This is a genomic window from Saliphagus sp. GCM10025334, assembly GCF_042663485.1.
Lineage (GTDB): Archaea > Halobacteriota > Halobacteria > Halobacteriales > Natrialbaceae > Natronosalvus.
Genome location: NZ_JBHTAF010000003.1, coordinates 74,201 through 90,784 on the forward strand (window position 1 = coordinate 74,201; position 16,584 = coordinate 90,784).

Below are 16,584 nucleotides of genomic sequence, written 5' to 3' on the forward strand. Positions count from 1 at the left end.
CGTTCGCGTCCCTACTCTCGCCAATGGTCTCGAGATCGGGCAGCCAAAGCGGTCCCGTCGGGCAGGTCGCACGGGCCCGCGTTCAGGGGTGGATCGTCGACCGCCCGGTGGTCTGCAGTGGCTGAAGACGATTCGACAGCGACGGCAGCCGCCTGCTCGCTGTGTGGTCGCGACGTCGACGAGCCGTCCACGCTCGAGGGCGAGACGACGTTCTGCTCGCCGGGCTGTCGACGCGTCTGGGAGGCGCTCGAGCCGGACCCGTCGGCAGATCTCGCGGTCGAGTCGGGCTCCCCGAATTCTTCGAGCAACGCGCGCGATGAGCCCCTCGATGCGGCGGACGAAGACGGTGAGGCAGCGGACCCGCCGGAAAACGCCGACGTCGAGAACGAGGGTAGCCAGGACGACGCCGACGGTGACCCAACTGCAGGTGAGAACGAGACCTCGCCGGAAGCCGAGGCCGACGAAGGGAGCGGCCAGGGCGACCAGGACGAAGGGAACGACCAGGACGACCGCCCACCGATACGCACCCACCTCCGGGTCGACGGCATGCACACTGCCACCTGCGAGGCCTACCTCGAGTCCGTCGCCACCGACCTCGACGGCGTCCTCGAGGCCGAGGCGAGTTACGTGACGGAGTCGGTTCGCGTCGATCACGATCCGACAGCGGTAACATCCGAGGAACTTCGGGACGCCCTGAGCATCACGGGGTACACGGCGTACCTCCGCGACGACGCCGGCTCTCAGATACAGGCGGACCAGATCGGAAAGAGCCGCCGGTCGCGCGAGATGAGCGGCGTGCGCAAGCGACGGACCGACGACATGCGCCAGGTCCGGTACGTTCTCGGCGTCGTCTTCGGGTCGTTCCTGCTCTTGCCCTACGTCGTGATGCTCTACCCGTCGTACATGGCGGACATGGCGCCTATCGGCCCTCTCTCGTCGTTCCAGACGATCTTCACCGACGGCGGCATCATGTTCATGCGGGTCTACTTCGTCCTGACGGGGATCGTCCTCTACGTCACCGGAATGCCGCTGCTTCGGGGCGCCTACGTCAGCCTCAAGCTTCGACGCCCGAACACGGATCTGCTCGCAGCGATGACCATCGTCGGCGCCTACCTCTACAGCTCCGTCGCCGTCTTCGTAACTAACCCGAACGTCTACTTCGATCTCGTGCTCGTCGTCGCCTCCGCCGTCATGGGCGCGATCCTCTACGAGTCGATGGCCAAACAGCGCGCGATGGACCGGCTGACCGAACTCACGATCTCCCAGGTCGACAGCGCCCGCCGGTACGAGGCCGACGGCCTGACGACGGATGTTGACGTGGCTGACCTCGAGGCCGGAGACACCGTCCTCGTCAAGCAGGGCGAACGCATCCCGATCGACGGCGTCCTCGCGGAGGGGACCTGTACGGTCGACGAGGCCATCGTGACCGGCGAGTCCGTTCCCATCACCAAGACGGCAGGCGACGAGGTCGTCGGCGGCTCGATCGTGACCGCCGACGCCGCCGTAATCGAAGTCGACGATCGCGGCTCGAGCAGCCTCGAGCGCCTCACCGACACGGTCTGGAACCTCCAGACGGCCGTCCACGGGGCCCAGCGGCGGGTCGACGACCTGGCCGGTCGACTCGTTCGACCGCTCGTCGGTACCGCACTCGCCGCCGGCATCGTCGCGCTCGTCCTCGGCCGCGGTCCAGGCGAAGCGACCCTCTGGTCCCTGACGGTCGTCCTCGTCGGCACCCCCTGGCTGCTCGGCGTGGCGACACCGCTATCCATCGCGACGACCATCGAGGCGGCGATGGAGCGCGGTATCGTCATCTTCGACGAGACAGTCTTCGAGCGGCTCCGGGCGATCGACACGATCGTCTTCGACAAGACCGGTACGCTCACCCGCGGCGAGATGACCGTCCTCGAAGCCGAGGCGCCCGACGACCTCCTGTCGGCGGCAGGAGCGCTCGAGCAGCGGGCGTCCCATCCCGCTGCGGACGCCATCACTCGAGCCTACGGCGTGGCTGGGTCCGACTCGAGCGACAGCGACCGCAGCGACGACACCGGAACTCGCCCCGACGGCGGCGCGACCGGCGAACACGCCACCGCAAACCGGGTGTCGGACTTCGAGAGCCACGGAAACGCAGTCGAGGGAACCGTCGGCGGCAGTCGCGTGCTCGTCGGCCACCCCGACGCGTTCGCCGATAGGGGGTGGACGCTGGGTGAGGACGTCGAAACTCGCGCGAGCGAGGCGCGGGGCTTCGGACGCCTCCCCGTCGTCGTCGGTCGAGACGGCGCCGCCGAGGGCGTAATCGTCGTCGGCGACGAACCCCGCCCCGGTTGGGAGGAGACGCTTTCGGGGCTCGAGACGCGCGGCATGGACGTGGTCGTTTTGACCGGCGACGATCCGGAGGCCACGGACGCCTTCGAGGCCCACCCGGCGGTCTCCCACGCGTTCGCGGGCGTCCCGCCCGAGGGGAAGGTCGCGACGGTTCGCCACCTCCGGGAGCGCGGGCACGTGGCGATGGTCGGTGACGGGACGAACGACGCGCCCGCGCTGGCCGAGGCTGACCTCGGGATTTCGCTGGGAAGCGGCACCGACCTGGCCTCCGACGCCTCCGACCTGGCGATCGTCGAGGACGACCTCGCGTCGATCGAAACGGTGTTCGAGCTGGCCGCCGCCGCCCGGAAACGGGTCGAACAGAACGAACGGCTCGCCTTCTCGTACAACGCGCTCACAATCCCCGCCGCCGTTGCAGGGCTGTTGAACCCACTCGTGGCGATCCTCGCGAGCGTCGTCGGACTCGGCCTGCTGGGCGGAAACTCCCTCCGATCGCTTCTCGAGTAAGCGCTCCGGTCGCTCCTCGAGTAAGCGCTCGCTTTCGCCGATTCCCACGCGGTGAGAACGTGGCGAACGATTCGAACGTCGCGACCAGGTAGGGCCGACGATGGCACCACAAGTCTACGCCAAAATCGGCGGACGGAAAGCCGTCGAATCGGTCGTCACGGACTTCTACGACATGGAGGAACTGTACGCCCACCAGGTCCAGTTCATCAGTTCGGTCGCTGGCGGCCCCGTCACGTACACGGGTACGGACATGCGCGAGGCGCACGCGGATCTGGACCTCGATCCTGCCGATTTCGACGCCGTTGCGGCCTACCTCGAGACGGCCCTCCTCGAAAACGGCGTCGACGAGGACCACGTCGAGGCGATTCTCGCGGAGGTAAGTAAACTCGAGGAACCGATCCTCGGTCAGTGACTGGACGCGGGGACTCGATCCCCAGTCGACAATCGAACGCGGGGTCCCATTCTCGGCCGGTAACAATCCCCTCGAGATGCCCGGCCACGGCCACAGGATGCTCCGGATTCTCTCAGATAACTGGTAACACCACCAGTACAACCAAATGGCCGTGCTGAGTAGGCTCCGGTATGGCCGTCATCGAACTCGAGGGGCTCACGAAGGACTACGGCGACGTGCGAGCGGCCGACGACCTCACGCTCACCGTCGACCGTGGCGAGATCTTCGGCTACCTCGGTCCCAACGGGGCGGGCAAGACCACGACGATCCGCATGCTGCTCGGCTTCATCTCGCCGACGGCGGGCGCAGCACGGGTCCTCGGCGCGGATATCCGCGATCGGAAGGCGTTGCTCGAGGCTAGGCGCCAGGTCGGCTACCTCTCGGACGACCCCGGGTTCGACGAGGAGGCGACCGGAACCGAAATCCTCGACCTCCACGCCGCGGTGAAAGGGGGCGAGCGCCGGGACGAACTGCTCGAGTTGTTCGATCCGCCGCTCGACCGCCAGGTACGCGAGTACTCCCGCGGGAACGTCCAGAAGCTGGGCATCGTCACGACGTTCATGCACGACCCCGACCTCGTGATCCTGGACGAACCGACCAGCGGGCTCGACCCGCTCATGAAGCAGCGCTTCTCGGAGTTCCTGCGAGCCGAACGCGACCGGGGCGTGACCACGTTCTTCTCCTCGCACATTCTGAGCGAGGTTCGCCGGCTCTGTGACCGCGTCGGGATCATCCGCAACGGGCGACTGATGACCGTGGACCCCATCGAGACCCTGCTGACTCGCAGCGGGAAAGTCGTTCGCATCCACGCCAGTGACCCAATCCCTGCGGACACGCTCGACCTCGAGGGCGTTCACGGGCTCGAGACGAGCGCCAGCGGCGACGGTGGTGGCGGTGCCGGAGGTACCGGCGGACCCGGAGGTGACAGAGGCGACGGTGGCGGCAATGGCGACGGACACAGCGAGGGTAGCCCGGCCATCACGGGTGCACAGACGACGCACTTCACCGAGTGCGCGTTCACCTTCACCGGCGACATCAACGCCCTGCTCGAGCGCCTCACTCCCTACGACCTGCTGGACCTCTCCATCGAGGAAGCGCCGCTCGAGGACGTCTTCATGCGGTTCTACGGAGGCGAGGACGATGTTTGAATTCCTCCGGTACGAGGCCCGAAAGCGGGTGAAAGGCAGCCTCTACCTCTCGCTCGGGATGATCGCGTTGGCCGGGATGATCGTCTGGGTCTACCCGTCCTTTCGCGACTCCTTCCAGGAGGACGAACTCCTCGATGCGTACCCGCCACAGATCCTCCAGCTGTTCGACGTCGAGACGATGGCCTCGCTCGAGGGGTTTCTCGCCTTCGAATTCTACGTCTTCGGCTGGGTCATCCTCCTCGGGCTCTACCTGGCCTACAGCGGCGCCGGACTGATCGCCGACGACGTCGACCGCGGTCGGATGGACACCATCCTGGCGATGCCGGTTTCGCGACCGCAACTGGTCGCCGAGAAGTTCGCCGCCCTCGCCGTGCCCATCGTCACGGTGAACCTTCTCCTCCCGCCGGTGATCCTCGCGGGCGGGTGGCTCATCGACGAGTCCCTGTCCGTGGCTGACGTCTTCGCGATCCACCTGCTCTCGATCCCCTACCTGTTCGCCTGCGCCGGGATCGGCCTCTGCTGTTCGGTCGTCTTCGACCGCGTAGGGATCGCCCAGCGCGCCGCCCTCGGGATCACGTTCGGAATCTTTCTGATCGAATCGCTGCTCGAGGGGACGGGCTACGAGTTCCTCGGCGTTGTCGTCCCGATGCGCTACTACGATCCGAACGGCATCCTCCTCCAGGGCGAGTACGATCTCGTTGGGGCCGCGGTTCTCGTCGCGATTACGCTCGTCCTGGTACTCGCCAGCAGCGCCTGGTTCACGCGAAAAGACGTCTGAGCTAGCTGTACCGCTCTTCCTGCCAGGGATCGGCTGTCTCCGAGTAGCCCCGTCGTTCCCAGTACCCAAGTTCCGGTTCGGTCAGAAACTCCACGCCGGTGACCCACTTCGCCCCCTTGTAGGCGTAGCGGTGTGGCGTCACGACCCGGAGCGGCCCGCCGTGTTCGCGCGCGAGTGGTTCACCGTCGAATTCCCACGTGAAGAGCACCTCGTCGCGGAGACAGTCCTCGAGCGGGAGGTCCGTCGTGTAGTCGTCGAGGGCCGCGAACATGACGTGGACCGCGTCGTTCGCCACCCCGGCACGCTCGGCCAGTTCGGTGAATGGTACGCCCCTGAATTCGCAGTCGAACTTGCTCCACCCGGTGACGCAGTGAAAGTCCTGGCGCTGGGTTTCGGCCGGCAGATCGCGGAACTCCTCCCACGTGAACGAGAGGGGGTTCTCGACGGCACCAGTGACCGTAAACTCCCAGGTATCGGGGTCCCACGACGGCGTCTCGCCCTTCGAGAGGACCGGAAACTTCGACGTCTCGCGCTGTCCGGGCGGCAACCGTTCGTCGCCGAACTCCTGGTAGAGGTTCGTGACGTCCTTCATCGTCGACTCGTCCGTGTGGGACGACCGTAACCGTACCGCTCGAGGTCGAGGGGGCGCTCTGTTTCGCACAATAAATCCGAGATTCCCCGCCCGTTGACCCGTGTGAAATCGGATGGAACGAACGTTCGAGGGAACCAATCCCTCGGTACCGAGGGATACGCGCTTTATAACCAATACGGGCGTGGGCGATGGGTCTATCGCATGGCGAGTACACAACGACTCACAGAGCGGGAGACGAGTGACGAGATGGAAAAGAAGGGATCCCAGGCCATGGGGCCTGCGTTTATGGCTGCAGCTGCATCAGTCGGCCTCTCGTGGTACTATTTCTTCGCGCGAGGAGACAAGGAGCGAGGACTCTTCGTCGGCCTCTGGCCGCCAACGATCCTGGCGTTCGCGAGCTACTTCAACCAGCGGAAAATGCGCCGTCAGATTGACATGCTGGCGAAGCCGGCCTCGTCGATCAAGAACACGCTCGAGTCGATGATGAGCAAGTAGCGGGCGCCGACGTTTCTGACGCACGTATTTTTCACCGCTACACCGTCGTGAGCGACTGCACCGAGGACGCCCATTCCCGGCCCCGTCAATCTTAAATACCCCCTCACCGAAACCCGAATCAGATGCCGAAAGTAGAGATCACGATACCGGAACATCTCGAGATGCAGATCGCGCAGATGGTGGAACGCGGCGAGTTCGTCAACCGCGAAGAAGCGATCGAAGACCTGCTCTCGACGGGGATCAAGGCGTACAAGACGAGCGGCCCGATGGACGAGGAGGAGCCGGGCCTCGAGAACGACGGGATGATGGGCCACGACGACGAGTACGTTTTCTGACTCTCTCCGGTGGCTGTGGTGGCCTCCGACGCCGTTTTTTATTTATAGTACAGTGTCCGCTCACGGTCGAGCCACGGGAATTTCCCGTGTTCGGCGCGGTGTGCTCGAACGAATCGAGAGCCTCGGGCGACGGCGAAAACGCGGATGGCAGGTAGCGGGTAGCAGTTAGAACAGACCCATCGGGATCGCGAGGGTGATCGCGACGCCGATGACCATCACGACGAACCCGAACGCCGCATCGCGCGGCGAAAAGGGGCTCATCGGCGCTGTCGTTCGGTCGTCCTCGAGGTCGTGGCCGACGGTGGCTCCCGAATCCTCGTCGTGGGTGGGTTCCGTCTCGTCTGTCATACGCGAGTCTTTCGGACTCGAGCACTTAAGCGCTACTAGACGACGGAAGACGGGTGGCGGCTACGGACGACGGACGGCAGACGGAAGACTACGGACCAGATACTACCGGCCAGAACACGCGCGGCCACACAATCCGGATCGGCGCGGACACGGGCACCTGCCGTGGTCGAAACCGTCAAACCCCGGTCGGCCCAACCTCGAGACAGATGCTCACCAAGCGAATTATCCCGTGTATCGACGTCGACGTCGACGACGACGGGAACCCGGCGGTCTACACCGGCGTTCACTTCGAGGACCTCGAGTACACCGGCGACCCCGTCGAGATGGCTCGCGCGTACAACGAGGCCGGGGCCGACGAGTTCGTCTTCCTCGACATTACCGCTTCCGCCGAGGGCCGCGAGACCATGCTCTCGGTCGTCGAGCGAGTCGCCGACGAGGTGTTCATCCCGCTGACCGTCGGCGGCGGCATCCGAACCGTCGACGACATCAAGGAGACCCTGCGCGCGGGGGCAGACAAGGTTTCGATCACCACGGGAGCCCTCGAGCGCCCCGAACTAATCAACGAGGGCGCCCGCGCGTTCGGCAGCCAGTGCATCGTCATCAGCGTCGACGCGCGGCGACGGTTCGACGAGGGCGGCGAACACTACGTCGACGTCGACGGCGAGTCCTGCTGGTTCGAGTGCACGAAGAAAGGCGGTCGCGAGGGGACTGGCATCGACGTCGTCGAGTGGGCCCAGGAGGCACAGACTCGAGGTGCCGGCGAACTGTTCGTCAACTCCATCGACGCTGACGGGACGAAAGACGGCTACGACGTCCCGCTCATGCGGGCGGTCTCTGACGCGGTCGACACGCCGGTCATCGCCTCCTCGGGCTGTGGCGGTCCCGAGGACATGTACGAGGTATTCACCGAGGCGGACGCCGACGCCGGCCTGGCCGCTTCCATCTTCCACTTCGGGGAGTACTCGATCGAAGAGGTCAAGCGTTACCTCGACGAGCGCGACGTGCCGGTCAGGCTGTGACCGCTCGCCGTTCCCGCGCTCACTCCCACCATTGAGCCGGCGTTTTCGATCGAGGTTCGCGTTCGGTGCCTCGAGTTGAGCGATCCAGGACGGCCGACGCCGTTCGACGACTCGCCTGGTTCGTACGATTCGCCCGGTTCTACGACTCACTCGGTTCGTGTTACTCGAGACGTGCGAGATTCGCTACGTGCTACCCGTCCATCGCACCAAAGCAGAGAACAGCAGCGAGATCCTCAAACCGCCGCTTCGAACGCGTCACGGAACGCCGCCGTCTTCGACCGCACGTCGCCAGCCGCTTCCTCGAGCGCATCGAGCGGTTCGACGTCACCCTCGGTCTTGATCGTCAGGATGGGATCGGTCTGACCTCCCGACTGTTCGGGGTTCATGTCGTAGGTTGCCGCGCTTACGTCGTCGTGCTCGAGCAGCGCACCCTTGAGTACGTTCATGAACGTGTGATCCTCGCCGACGATTTCGATCGAGAGTTCGTTCTCGCTGCTCTCGGTGACCCGCAGTTCCATGTCTCACTCTCCGGCCGTTGGCCGCTTGTACCTTTCGAAGCCGCTGGCGTCCAGTGCTCGTTCGGGGTCGCCGTCGTCTCCCCTCGCCACACACCGAACGACACTCGAGGCCTGTAGAGAGGGAAATCCCTATACGGCTCCCCCCTTACCAGCAGATATGAACTGGCTGACGACCGGACTCACCGCACTCGTCGTCCTGACGGTGCTCGGCTCGCTGTTCGTCGTCAGCCGACTCGATCCGAGAAAGCGCCGCTGGCGGGACGTCCTCGAGGACCGGTTCGTGCTCGGCGTGCCGTGGGGAACGCTGGTCGTCGTCGGCTTCGTGATCGCCGTCTACCTCTTCGTTCAGGACGGGATCACCGACTTCGACAACCCCGTCGTAACGCCGTTTCGCGCGTGGTCGTTCTTCTATCCGCTGGGCATCCTCACCGCTCCGTTCGCTCACGCCTACCCGGGCCACCTCACGGGGAACCTCACTGGCGCCATCGTCGTGGCGCCGATCGCCGAGTACGCGTGGGGGCACTACGCGAACGGGAGCCGAAACAGAAGCGTCGAGTCGAACTCGAACGCGTCGCGCGGCCTCGCCTCGAGTCTCCTGACGAACCCGTGGCTCCGGGCACTCGTCGTTTTCCCCGCGGGCGTCATCGTCGTCGGCGTGATCACCGGCCTCTTCGCGCTGGGCCCCGTCATCGGCTTCTCGGGCGTCGTCTTCGCCTTCGCGGGCTTCGCGATCGTTCGGTACCCCATCGTCACGCTCATCGGCGCCATCGGCGTCCACGGCACCCTGTCGACGATCTACGGCGCCCTCCAGCGCCCCATCGGGTGGTACGTCGTCCAGCCCCGGCCGCCGTCGGCCCCGTGGTGGGCGTCGACGGCCATCCAGGGTCACGCCCTCGGGTTCTTCGTCGGCCTCGTCGTCGCACTCGTGATTTTCGACCGCCGGGACGACGGCTACCGGCCGGACCCGCTCGCGCTCTGGCTCGCCGTCCTCATCTACGGCTTCTCGAAGTCGCTCTGGGCGATTTACTGGTTCGACGGCGCGAACCGGTACGTCCTGTTCCGGGGCCCGGGCGTCGTCGTCGTCATCGCGCTCGCGCTCGTGATCACCGTCGCGGTCGCTGGCTCCCAGCGCTCGATCCTCCCTGCCCGCCTCGAGCGTCGGCTCTCGCGGCCGACCGCGCCGATACTCGAGCACGGCGGCCTCCTCTCCCGATTGCTCGCGAGCGACGCGGCGACCAGCGATCGACTCCGCGAGCTCGTCGCGCAACCGAAATCCCGGGTCCCGTCACTCGCGAGTACTTCGCGCCAGTACACGGCAGTCGTGGTCGTCTTCGTCGTCCTCGCAGCGATTTGTGGGCCAGCGATTCCGGTCAACCTGTTCGTCCTCGACGGGGACGACGCAGGCTCGACGGAGGGCACGCTCACCGTCGAGGACTACTCGATCACGTACGCCGAGAAGGCGCAGAACCCGATCGCCTCCGTCGTCGACCTCGAGGCGTTCGACGCGGGAGGGGTCGAGGGCAGCGGCGTGATCGTCTCGAGCCCCGACCGTCACATCTGGTCGGAGTCCGTCTCCGCCCAGCGTCTTGCCTTCAGCGGCTCGGAAACCGTCCACGTCGGCGGTCCCGGCTGGCGGGAGTCGATCACCGCCACGCGCGCAGGGTGGACCCCCGTCGGGAACGACACCGTCTACCAGGTCTGGCTCGAACACGATGACCGGCGGGTACTCGCCCACGCCTCGGAACCGTCGACGGCCAACGCGATAATCGATGGCAAGAACGTCACGATCGTACCCGACGACGGCGCGTTCATACTCGAGGTCAGCGCGAACGAATCAGCCGACCCGGCCAGAGCCGACATTCCGGCAGCCGACGAGTCGGTCACGGTCGACGGCCTGGAGTTCACTCGCCAGAGGAACGACCTGTTCGTGACTACCGGCGAGACGACGGTTCAAATCGCGAGCAAGGAGACGTACAACTGACCGCGACCCGGACGCTAGCTACGACTGCGACCCCCCTCCCGCCACTCGACCCGAAACACCTCGGCCTCGAGCATCGCCCGCTCGCGGTCGTGGAAGGCGAATCGGTGGTCGATCGGGAACTCGGCTTCGAATGCGTGGGTGACGGTGCCGCCCTCGTCGGCCGCGAACGACTCGACGAACGCCTGGCTCCCTTCGTTGTGGATGGTGTAGGAGACGTCGGCCAGGTCGGCGGCGGCCTCAAGGAACCGTCGATCCGCGTGGCGGTTACCTCGCTGGGCACCGAACGGCGGATTCGAGAGGACGGTGACCGGCGCAGAGAATCTCGCTCGCTCGAGCGGGAGCCGGGACACGTCGGCGCGGATCCACTCATAGCCCGAATCCGGTTCGACGGTCGAGGTGGCTCCGACCTCGCGAGCTGCCTCACCGATGGTCACCTCGTTGCGTCTCGCCTGGACCAGGGCGTCAGCGTCGACGTCGACCCCGACGACGCCGTCGGGGGCGTACTGTCCCGCGGCCAGCGCCAGCATCCCCGTTCCGGTTCCGAGGTCGAGCACCGTCGCGTCGGTCAGGTCACCCTGGACGGCGGCGAGGTGACCGAGGTGAGCGGCGAGCTCTGCGGGCGTGAGGTACTGCTCGAGGTCGATATCGGGACTGGGAAAATCGGCAACTGATTCGAGAACACGGGCGAGTTGTCGGCGGGAGAGCCCCGAGGGCATCGCCTACGCTTCGCGGTCGAGGGTAATGGGTGCGTCGAGTTCGAACGAGAGTCCTTCTCGGTCGGCCCGTTCGGCACAGGCCTCGAGCGCGGGACGGACCTTCTCGGCGTTCGCGACGTCGTCGCAATCGACGGTCACGGTGCCGACGCCGAGGAACGCGCCGGCGCGAACGTAGCTTCGAATACGATCGATTTCGGCCTGCGTATCGAGCGAACAGTCCTCCGCGAAACAGGCGTCGACCGTCAGGCCGGCCGGGAAGAGGTCGTTTCGCGTGAACTCGCGCTTGAGGTCGCGCAGGTACTCGGGGGCCGTCGAGTCGAGATCAGAGGCGTCGAGCGCCACGGGAGTGACGTCGGTCGGTCGACAGCGGTCGATCGTTCGCTCGAACTGCGGTGACGAAGTGGTGCTCATACGACGGCATACACAGGCCGCATACAAATAGTTTTGCAAATGCTTAGTAGTAATATACACGTGATCGAACGACGCCCGTTCGCCGTGAGAACCGTTGGACCGAGAACATACACTTAAGATAGCTGCCTGTCATTCCGTAGCCATGGACGACTGCCCACGGTGCCAGGCTCCACTCGAACGGCTCACGCTGGGGGAGGTCACGACGATCGCGTGCAATCGGTGCGGGTTCGCAGACGTACCCGTCGAACACGAGAGCCGAGAGATGGCGTACGAATCCTGGCAGGACGCGTTCAACCGCTTTTACGAAACGTAGCGTCACTGACGACCGTCGAACTCGAGGGAAACGCTATCGAAAAAACGCGAATCGGGGCCCGGAACCCGAGAACCGAGAACCGGACGAGTTACTCGCTCGCAGCCGTCGCTTCGGCTTCCTCTTCCTCGTAATCGACGTCCTCGTCCGAACGAGCGGCGACGAGTCCGCCACGAGCGACGCTGTACAGCGGCTCGTCGGCGTGGCTCACGCCGCTGATCGAGAACGGGATCGCCGCGTCCTGCAGGTGGTCACGGAACAGGGCCTCGAAGCCGTTGGGGCTCGAAGTTCCGCCGGTGACGACCACGGGCACGTCGAGGCCTTCCTCAACGTCCTCGTCGTCGACTTCCTTGACGATGTTCTCGATGACGTAGTCGAGGAGGTTCTCGTAGTAAATCGAGAGCGCACCCTCGACGCCGCCGACGTCAGTGGTGAAGTCGAGTTCGAAGTTGTCCTCCTTGATGGAGGTAACCTTGTCAACCGGGGTACCGGTCGCGCGGGCGGCCTGCTCGTCGATCCAGTCGCCACCGCGGGCGACGGAGAACTTCATGACGGGGACCGCGTAGTACGCCAGACAGACGTTCGTCATCCCGGCGCCGAAACTGATGCCGAGGCCGGTGAAGTTGTTGTCCGCGAGTTCCGAGTAGATGACGGACATCCCCTCGTTGATCGGTTCGGCGTCGTAGCCGATGTCGTTGAGGAAGGACTCGATCGTCTTCTGGTGGTAGAGCGTCGAGAGATCGTCGTCGATCGGATCGGCGGGCGTCGAGAAGTAGAGTTTCTCGTCGGGGTAGGATGGCTCGCCGACGACCTGCTCGATGATGAGCTTCATCATCGGGATCGCGCTCTTCTCGTCGGCCGAGAGGATGCCGTGTTTCATCGGTCGACGAGTTTCTTTGTTGAAGATGTTCGCGAAGTTGAGCGCGTCGTCGCCGACGACGTACACCTTGTCGTCCTTTCGGATGTGAAGGACTTCGCTCCGCGAGAGCATCTGCTCCGCCATGTCGGAGTATTCGATTTCCACGAAGGAATTACGCTGCTGCACAAATACGGTATCGGAACCATCCTGCTGTGCCGACAGGATGTTCATTGTTCCAACGTCTAGGCCTTTGGCCATGTTTCCTCAACTCCACTGACGGATTATAAATCTATGTGCGTTTATTTCCGGTACCGCTAGGTGTTATAAGCCCGGATTACTCCACCGCCGGGTGCGTTAATTACGATTTACTAGCGAACGCAAACGCTCGAGCAGCCCCGAGAACGGGTTCGCGATGCGACGACCTTCGGCCTCTTTAGCGGCCTGTTCCTTGCGTCGCTGTTCGCGCAGTTCCCTGAGTTTCTGGGTCTGGTCGTCGACCGACGACTCCGAGACGGCGGTCTTCTTCTCTCCACCCTTGAGCCCCTTGAGGCCCGCGACCTGCGCGTCGACGCCGCTCGAGCGGGTCGTCTTCGTCGCCATGTTCGTGTCCAGGTTCTCGCTGTCGAACTCGTGATCCGAAAAGGTCAGTCGCTTGTGCTCGGACTTCTCGACGCCGCCCCAGGAGAGTTCGACGCCCTCCATCGCGGCGTCGATGTCGTCTCGAATTTCCTCGTCGGAGTAGGTGAGTTCCTCGCTCTCGTCGTCCGCTTTCACGTTTTCGACGGCCCGGGCCATCTCGAGGTAGTGCGCGATCAGCGCCGCCCCCGTCGAGGCGGTGACGCCGGCGAGTCCGACGGCGTAGACCGCGACGATCTGGGCGGTGTAATCGTTCCCGTACCCGTTCCAGTGATCGGGGTAGGCGTACAGGAAGCCACCGACGGCCACGGCCGTGACGGCGAGTCCAGCGATCGAGGTGTACAGGACTCGTCGTTCCGACGGGAGCAAGACCACGATCCCCAGCATCAGGACGGGAAGCGAGATCATCGCGACGGAGTACGCCGGCTCTACCCACGCGAGGTGCGCCGGAGAACGTGGCTCGAGCGTGCTACTCCACAGGTAGATGAGGAGCGCGACGATCGCGAATCCGATACCACCGAGAAATAGTCCGAACCCGACGTACACATCGGTCCGGTCGTCCGGTTCGCCGATGTAGCGCCGGTAGAGGTCGAACAGGTACCCATCTGTAGGGTCTTCGGCTGCCATTGACCTCCATTTACCCTCCAGTATTATGACTGTTGGGACGAAAAATACTCGCTCCGTATGCGCTCGATTCGAACGGAACGTGGGTGATCAAAATGGCGGTTCAGATCGGTGGGAGGCCGCTCAGTCGTGACAACAGCCGCCAGCCTCGCCGCCGAAGTCCACCGCGAGCGGGTCCGAAATCGCCCGGTTGATCGCTTCGAGGCGCGCCGTCAGGTCGCCCTTCGCCTCGAGGAAGTCGGCCATCGGCTCCATCGCGTGCAGTTCCTGCTGGGTCTCCTGGAGGTGTTGTAAGTCCTCCTGGGAGGCCGTCCCCGTCTGACGGGCCATCATGAACTCCTGGCGCACGCGCTCGAACTCGTCGATTTTCGCCTGGACCTCGTCGTCCGCTTCGACGGCGCGCTGGGCCTCCTCGAAGGCCTCGTACTCGGGCAGGGTCGTGATGGCTTCGCCGAGTTCTTCGCCGAGGGCTTCGACGTCGGTCTCGGTCGGGTCGGGGGCGGTTTCGACGCTCATGAACTCTGGTTGGGACGCGGGCCGTTTGTATGTGCCGGATCAGTCGTCGGCGCCGGAAACCCGCGCCGTTTTACGTCCGCGTCCGCAATACCGTCCAATGAGCCAGGAGTCGGAGTACAGCGAGGGTGACCTCCGGAACACGGGTATGTCCCTCAAACACGACCGGGAGTGGGACTACGAACTCGAGCGAATCGTCGAGGCCGTTGAGGAGAAAGACGCGAAGAAAATCGGGTTGCAGTTCCCCGAGGGATTGAAACGCCGTGGCCCGAAGGTGGCCGACGACCTCCGGGAACTGGTCCCAGAGGACGTGACGATCATGCTCTCGGGCCAGCCCTGCTACGGCGCCTGCGACCTCGACACCTACCTGATGAAACGCACCGACGTGTTCGTCCACTTCGGGCACTCGCCGATGAAGGACACGGACAAGGTGATCTACGTCCCGCTGTTCTCGAACGTCGAGGTGACGCCGATCATCGAGGAGGCCCTCGAGACGCTCGAGCCGGCCGAGGAGACGCCGGACGTCGGACTCGTCACCACCGCCCAGCACATGAACCGGTTCGAGGAGATGCGCGAGTACCTCGAGGATCAGGGCTACGACGTGAAGACGCGTCGCGGCGACGACCGCCTGACTCACGAGGGGCAGGTGCTAGGGTGCAACTACGCCAGCGCGGACGTCCCCGCCGACCAGGTGCTCTACGTCGGCGGTGGCAAGTTCCATCCCCTCGGCCTGGCGATGGAACACCCCGACAAGCACGTCGTCATCGCCGACCCGGTCAACAACGTCGTCACCGTGGCGGATACCGAGAAGTTCATGAAACAGCGCTACGGCGCCGTCCACCGCGCGATGGACGCCGAGAAGTGGGGCGTCATCTTCTGTACCAAAATCGGGCAGGGCCGCTGGGAGAAAGCTCAGGAGATCCTCGAGGGCAACGACGACGCCTACCTCATCACGATGGACGAGGTCACTCCCGACCGCCTGCGTAACTTCGACATGGACGCCTTCGTCAATACCGGCTGTCCCCGGATCACGACCGACGATGGGCCGCGATTCCACAAACCGATGCTGACCCCCGGCGAGTACGAGATCGCCGTCGGGAACGAACCCCTCGAGAGTCTCGAGTTCGATACGTTCCACGGGACCTGGTAGCCGAACAGCCTGACCGGATCCCGATTAGCACTCCTGTTTACAGTCTTCCGGTGGCCGAGCCTGGGCGTCGATCGCCGCCTGGTGGTAACACGCGACGCCGTCCCAGTCGACGACGTTCCACCACTCCTCGACGTAGGCCGACCGATCGTTCTCGTACTGCAGGTAGTAGGCGTGCTCCCAGACGTCGAGCGCGAGAATCGGCACCGACCCCTGGTGAGCGAGGTCGTTTTGCCCCTCGAGTTGCCCGATCACGAGTCCGTCCGCGAGCGGGTCGTAGAACAGCATCGCCCAGCCGCCGCCCTCGACGCCTTCGGCTGCCGCGGTGAACTCCGCACGGAAGTTCTCGATCGATCCGAAGTCGGCCTCGAGCGCCTCCCGCAACTCGCCGTTGGGGTCGCCGCCGCCGTTCGGACTCATCGTCTCCCAGAAGACGACGTGGTTGACGTGACCGGACAGGTTGAACGAGAAGTCCCGCTTCGCCGCCTGGATATCCTCGAAGTCGCCACCGGCGCGCATCTCCTCGAACGTCTCGAGGGCCTCGTTCGCGCCATCGACGTACCCCTGGTGGTGTTTGCTGTGGTGCAGTTCCATGATGCGTTCGTCGATGTGCGGTTCGAGCGCGTCGTAGTCGTAGGAGAGTTCGGGGAGTTCGTAGGTCATTTGCGTCTGTGAGTCAGCGTCGTGATCGTCTGCCGAGACACCGGACGTCGTCGAGCCAAGTATCGCCGTGCCGGCCGCGATACCGAGCGTCTGGAGGACGGTTCGTCTGTCAGGTGCTGGCCGTTGCATCAAGTTTTACTGTCACGAGTTCCTGAATGAATGTTCTGCAAGAGATAGACGGGTGACGAAATCCACCCCGTTGCAGCATCGA

At 64.6% G+C, this 16,584-nt stretch carries 19 protein-coding genes; 10 read left to right on the forward strand and 9 right to left on the reverse strand.

Translation table 11 applies throughout. The annotated features are described in order from the left end of the window. Positions 1-117: 117 nt before the first annotated feature. The 4 genes from ACFQO4_RS12540 to ACFQO4_RS12555 all read left to right on the forward strand — a co-directional run bounded on the left by ACFQO4_RS12540 (position 118) and on the right by ACFQO4_RS12555 (position 5,206). Positions 118-2,829: a heavy metal translocating P-type ATPase gene (locus tag ACFQO4_RS12540; RefSeq protein WP_500261246.1), complete on the forward strand. Its 2,712-nt coding sequence runs from the start codon at positions 118-120 to the stop codon at positions 2,827-2,829. 100 nt (positions 2,830-2,929) lie between these two features. After that, positions 2,930-3,241, forward strand: coding sequence for a group I truncated hemoglobin (locus ACFQO4_RS12545; protein WP_500261247.1), 312 nt, complete (start codon positions 2,930-2,932; stop codon positions 3,239-3,241). 170 nt (positions 3,242-3,411) lie between these two features. Continuing rightward, positions 3,412-4,428, forward strand: coding sequence for an ABC transporter ATP-binding protein (locus tag ACFQO4_RS12550; protein WP_500261248.1), 1,017 nt, complete (start codon positions 3,412-3,414; stop codon positions 4,426-4,428). Continuing rightward, positions 4,421-5,206, forward strand: a complete 786-nt coding sequence (locus ACFQO4_RS12555) for an ABC transporter permease (RefSeq protein ID WP_500261249.1) — start codon at positions 4,421-4,423, stop codon at positions 5,204-5,206. Before ACFQO4_RS12550 ends, ACFQO4_RS12555 begins: the two co-directional genes overlap by 8 nt. A 1-nt stretch (position 5,207) precedes the next feature. On the opposite strand, the gene ACFQO4_RS12560 is transcribed toward ACFQO4_RS12555, so the two are convergent. After that, the gene (locus tag ACFQO4_RS12560) at positions 5,208-5,798 is read right to left on the reverse strand and encodes a sulfite oxidase-like oxidoreductase (protein ID WP_500261250.1); all 591 of its coding nucleotides are present in this window, start codon (positions 5,796-5,798) and stop codon (positions 5,208-5,210) included. A gap of 201 nt (positions 5,799-5,999) precedes the next feature. On the opposite strand from ACFQO4_RS12560, the gene ACFQO4_RS12565 reads away from it, so the two are divergent. Together ACFQO4_RS12565 and ACFQO4_RS12570 are read left to right on the forward strand one after the other, a co-directional pair. Next, the gene (locus tag ACFQO4_RS12565; RefSeq protein WP_253436658.1) at positions 6,000-6,293 is read left to right on the forward strand and encodes a hypothetical protein; all 294 of its coding nucleotides are present in this window, start codon (positions 6,000-6,002) and stop codon (positions 6,291-6,293) included. Positions 6,294-6,415: 122 nt separating this feature from the next. Beyond that, a complete protein-coding gene (locus tag ACFQO4_RS12570; protein WP_252701061.1) occupies positions 6,416-6,628 on the forward strand; it encodes a ribbon-helix-helix domain-containing protein in 213 nt (70 codons plus the stop codon). Between the two features lie 165 nt (positions 6,629-6,793). Here the strand turns inward: ACFQO4_RS12570 and ACFQO4_RS12575 are convergent, their stop codons facing one another. Further along, positions 6,794-6,976, reverse strand: a complete 183-nt coding sequence (locus ACFQO4_RS12575; protein WP_500261251.1) for a DUF7550 family protein — start codon at positions 6,974-6,976, stop codon at positions 6,794-6,796. Positions 6,977-7,182: 206 nt separating this feature from the next. Between ACFQO4_RS12575 and hisF the strand changes: the two genes are divergently transcribed. Beyond that, positions 7,183-7,995, forward strand: coding sequence for an imidazole glycerol phosphate synthase subunit HisF (hisF, locus tag ACFQO4_RS12580; protein ID WP_500261835.1), 813 nt, complete (start codon positions 7,183-7,185; stop codon positions 7,993-7,995). Positions 7,996-8,228: 233 nt separating this feature from the next. On the opposite strand, the gene ACFQO4_RS12585 is transcribed toward hisF, so the two are convergent. Continuing rightward, the gene (locus tag ACFQO4_RS12585) at positions 8,229-8,513 is read right to left on the reverse strand and encodes a DNA-directed RNA polymerase subunit L (protein ID WP_312908911.1); all 285 of its coding nucleotides are present in this window, start codon (positions 8,511-8,513) and stop codon (positions 8,229-8,231) included. Positions 8,514-8,670: 157 nt separating this feature from the next. On the opposite strand from ACFQO4_RS12585, the gene ACFQO4_RS12590 reads away from it, so the two are divergent. Next, positions 8,671-10,494, forward strand: a complete 1,824-nt coding sequence (locus ACFQO4_RS12590) for a rhomboid family intramembrane serine protease (protein ID WP_500261252.1) — start codon at positions 8,671-8,673, stop codon at positions 10,492-10,494. Positions 10,495-10,508: 14 nt separating this feature from the next. Here the strand turns inward: ACFQO4_RS12590 and ACFQO4_RS12595 are convergent, their stop codons facing one another. Both ACFQO4_RS12595 and ACFQO4_RS12600 read right to left on the reverse strand, forming a co-directional pair. After that, the gene (locus tag ACFQO4_RS12595) at positions 10,509-11,210 is read right to left on the reverse strand and encodes an METTL5 family protein (protein ID WP_500261253.1); all 702 of its coding nucleotides are present in this window, start codon (positions 11,208-11,210) and stop codon (positions 10,509-10,511) included. 3 nt (positions 11,211-11,213) lie between these two features. Then, positions 11,214-11,621 carry a DUF7961 family protein gene (locus ACFQO4_RS12600; protein ID WP_312908917.1) on the reverse strand — a complete coding sequence of 136 codons (408 nt, stop codon included), beginning with the start codon at positions 11,619-11,621 and terminating at the stop codon, positions 11,214-11,216. Between the two features lie 142 nt (positions 11,622-11,763). On the opposite strand from ACFQO4_RS12600, the gene ACFQO4_RS12605 reads away from it, so the two are divergent. Next, entirely contained in the window at positions 11,764-11,934 is a 171-nt protein-coding gene (locus ACFQO4_RS12605; protein WP_312908919.1) for a hypothetical protein, read from the forward strand. 88 nt (positions 11,935-12,022) lie between these two features. Here the strand turns inward: ACFQO4_RS12605 and ACFQO4_RS12610 are convergent, their stop codons facing one another. The 3 genes from ACFQO4_RS12610 to ACFQO4_RS12620 form a co-directional block, all read right to left on the reverse strand. Further along, on the reverse strand, positions 12,023-13,048 hold the full coding sequence (locus ACFQO4_RS12610) for a disk-shape morphogenesis protein volactin (protein WP_253436680.1): 1,026 nt from the start codon (positions 13,046-13,048) through the stop codon (positions 12,023-12,025). 96 nt (positions 13,049-13,144) lie between these two features. After that, positions 13,145-14,053 carry a cell division protein CdpA domain-containing protein gene (locus ACFQO4_RS12615; protein ID WP_500261254.1) on the reverse strand — a complete coding sequence of 303 codons (909 nt, stop codon included), beginning with the start codon at positions 14,051-14,053 and terminating at the stop codon, positions 13,145-13,147. A 120-nt stretch (positions 14,054-14,173) separates the two neighbouring features. Then, complete coding sequence (locus tag ACFQO4_RS12620) at positions 14,174-14,566, reverse strand: YlbF/YmcA family competence regulator (protein ID WP_500261255.1); 393 nt, start codon at positions 14,564-14,566, stop codon at positions 14,174-14,176. 97 nt (positions 14,567-14,663) lie between these two features. Here ACFQO4_RS12620 and dph2 point away from each other — a divergent pair, with 97 nt between their 5' ends. Beyond that, on the forward strand, positions 14,664-15,713 hold the full coding sequence (gene dph2 / locus ACFQO4_RS12625) for a diphthamide biosynthesis enzyme Dph2 (RefSeq protein ID WP_500261256.1): 1,050 nt from the start codon (positions 14,664-14,666) through the stop codon (positions 15,711-15,713). A 24-nt stretch (positions 15,714-15,737) separates the two neighbouring features. On the opposite strand, the gene ACFQO4_RS12630 is transcribed toward dph2, so the two are convergent. Next, positions 15,738-16,502, reverse strand: coding sequence for a superoxide dismutase (locus ACFQO4_RS12630; RefSeq protein WP_500261257.1), 765 nt, complete (start codon positions 16,500-16,502; stop codon positions 15,738-15,740). Between the last annotated feature and the right edge of the window lie 82 nt (positions 16,503-16,584).

Coding starts and splice junctions, on each gene's coding strand:
- ACFQO4_RS12545 (WP_500261247.1), top strand. CDS start 2,930: ATGGCACCACAAGTCTACGCCAAAATCGGCGGACGGAAAGCCGTCGAA.
- ACFQO4_RS12550 (WP_500261248.1), top strand. CDS start 3,412: ATGGCCGTCATCGAACTCGAGGGGCTCACGAAGGACTACGGCGACGTG.
- ACFQO4_RS12555 (WP_500261249.1), top strand. CDS start 4,421: ATGTTTGAATTCCTCCGGTACGAGGCCCGAAAGCGGGTGAAAGGCAGC.
- ACFQO4_RS12560 (WP_500261250.1), bottom strand. CDS start 5,798: ATGAAGGACGTCACGAACCTCTACCAGGAGTTCGGCGACGAACGGTTG.
- ACFQO4_RS12565 (WP_253436658.1), top strand. CDS start 6,000: ATGGCGAGTACACAACGACTCACAGAGCGGGAGACGAGTGACGAGATG.
- ACFQO4_RS12570 (WP_252701061.1), top strand. CDS start 6,416: ATGCCGAAAGTAGAGATCACGATACCGGAACATCTCGAGATGCAGATC.
- ACFQO4_RS12575 (WP_500261251.1), bottom strand. CDS start 6,976: ATGACAGACGAGACGGAACCCACCCACGACGAGGATTCGGGAGCCACC.
- hisF (WP_500261835.1), top strand. CDS start 7,183: ATGCTCACCAAGCGAATTATCCCGTGTATCGACGTCGACGTCGACGAC.
- ACFQO4_RS12585 (WP_312908911.1), bottom strand. CDS start 8,513: ATGGAACTGCGGGTCACCGAGAGCAGCGAGAACGAACTCTCGATCGAA.
- ACFQO4_RS12590 (WP_500261252.1), top strand. CDS start 8,671: ATGAACTGGCTGACGACCGGACTCACCGCACTCGTCGTCCTGACGGTG.
- ACFQO4_RS12595 (WP_500261253.1), bottom strand. CDS start 11,210: ATGCCCTCGGGGCTCTCCCGCCGACAACTCGCCCGTGTTCTCGAATCA.
- ACFQO4_RS12600 (WP_312908917.1), bottom strand. CDS start 11,621: ATGAGCACCACTTCGTCACCGCAGTTCGAGCGAACGATCGACCGCTGT.
- ACFQO4_RS12605 (WP_312908919.1), top strand. CDS start 11,764: ATGGACGACTGCCCACGGTGCCAGGCTCCACTCGAACGGCTCACGCTG.
- ACFQO4_RS12610 (WP_253436680.1), bottom strand. CDS start 13,048: ATGGCCAAAGGCCTAGACGTTGGAACAATGAACATCCTGTCGGCACAG.
- ACFQO4_RS12615 (WP_500261254.1), bottom strand. CDS start 14,053: ATGGCAGCCGAAGACCCTACAGATGGGTACCTGTTCGACCTCTACCGG.
- ACFQO4_RS12620 (WP_500261255.1), bottom strand. CDS start 14,566: ATGAGCGTCGAAACCGCCCCCGACCCGACCGAGACCGACGTCGAAGCC.
- dph2 (WP_500261256.1), top strand. CDS start 14,664: ATGAGCCAGGAGTCGGAGTACAGCGAGGGTGACCTCCGGAACACGGGT.
- ACFQO4_RS12630 (WP_500261257.1), bottom strand. CDS start 16,502: ATGCAACGGCCAGCACCTGACAGACGAACCGTCCTCCAGACGCTCGGT.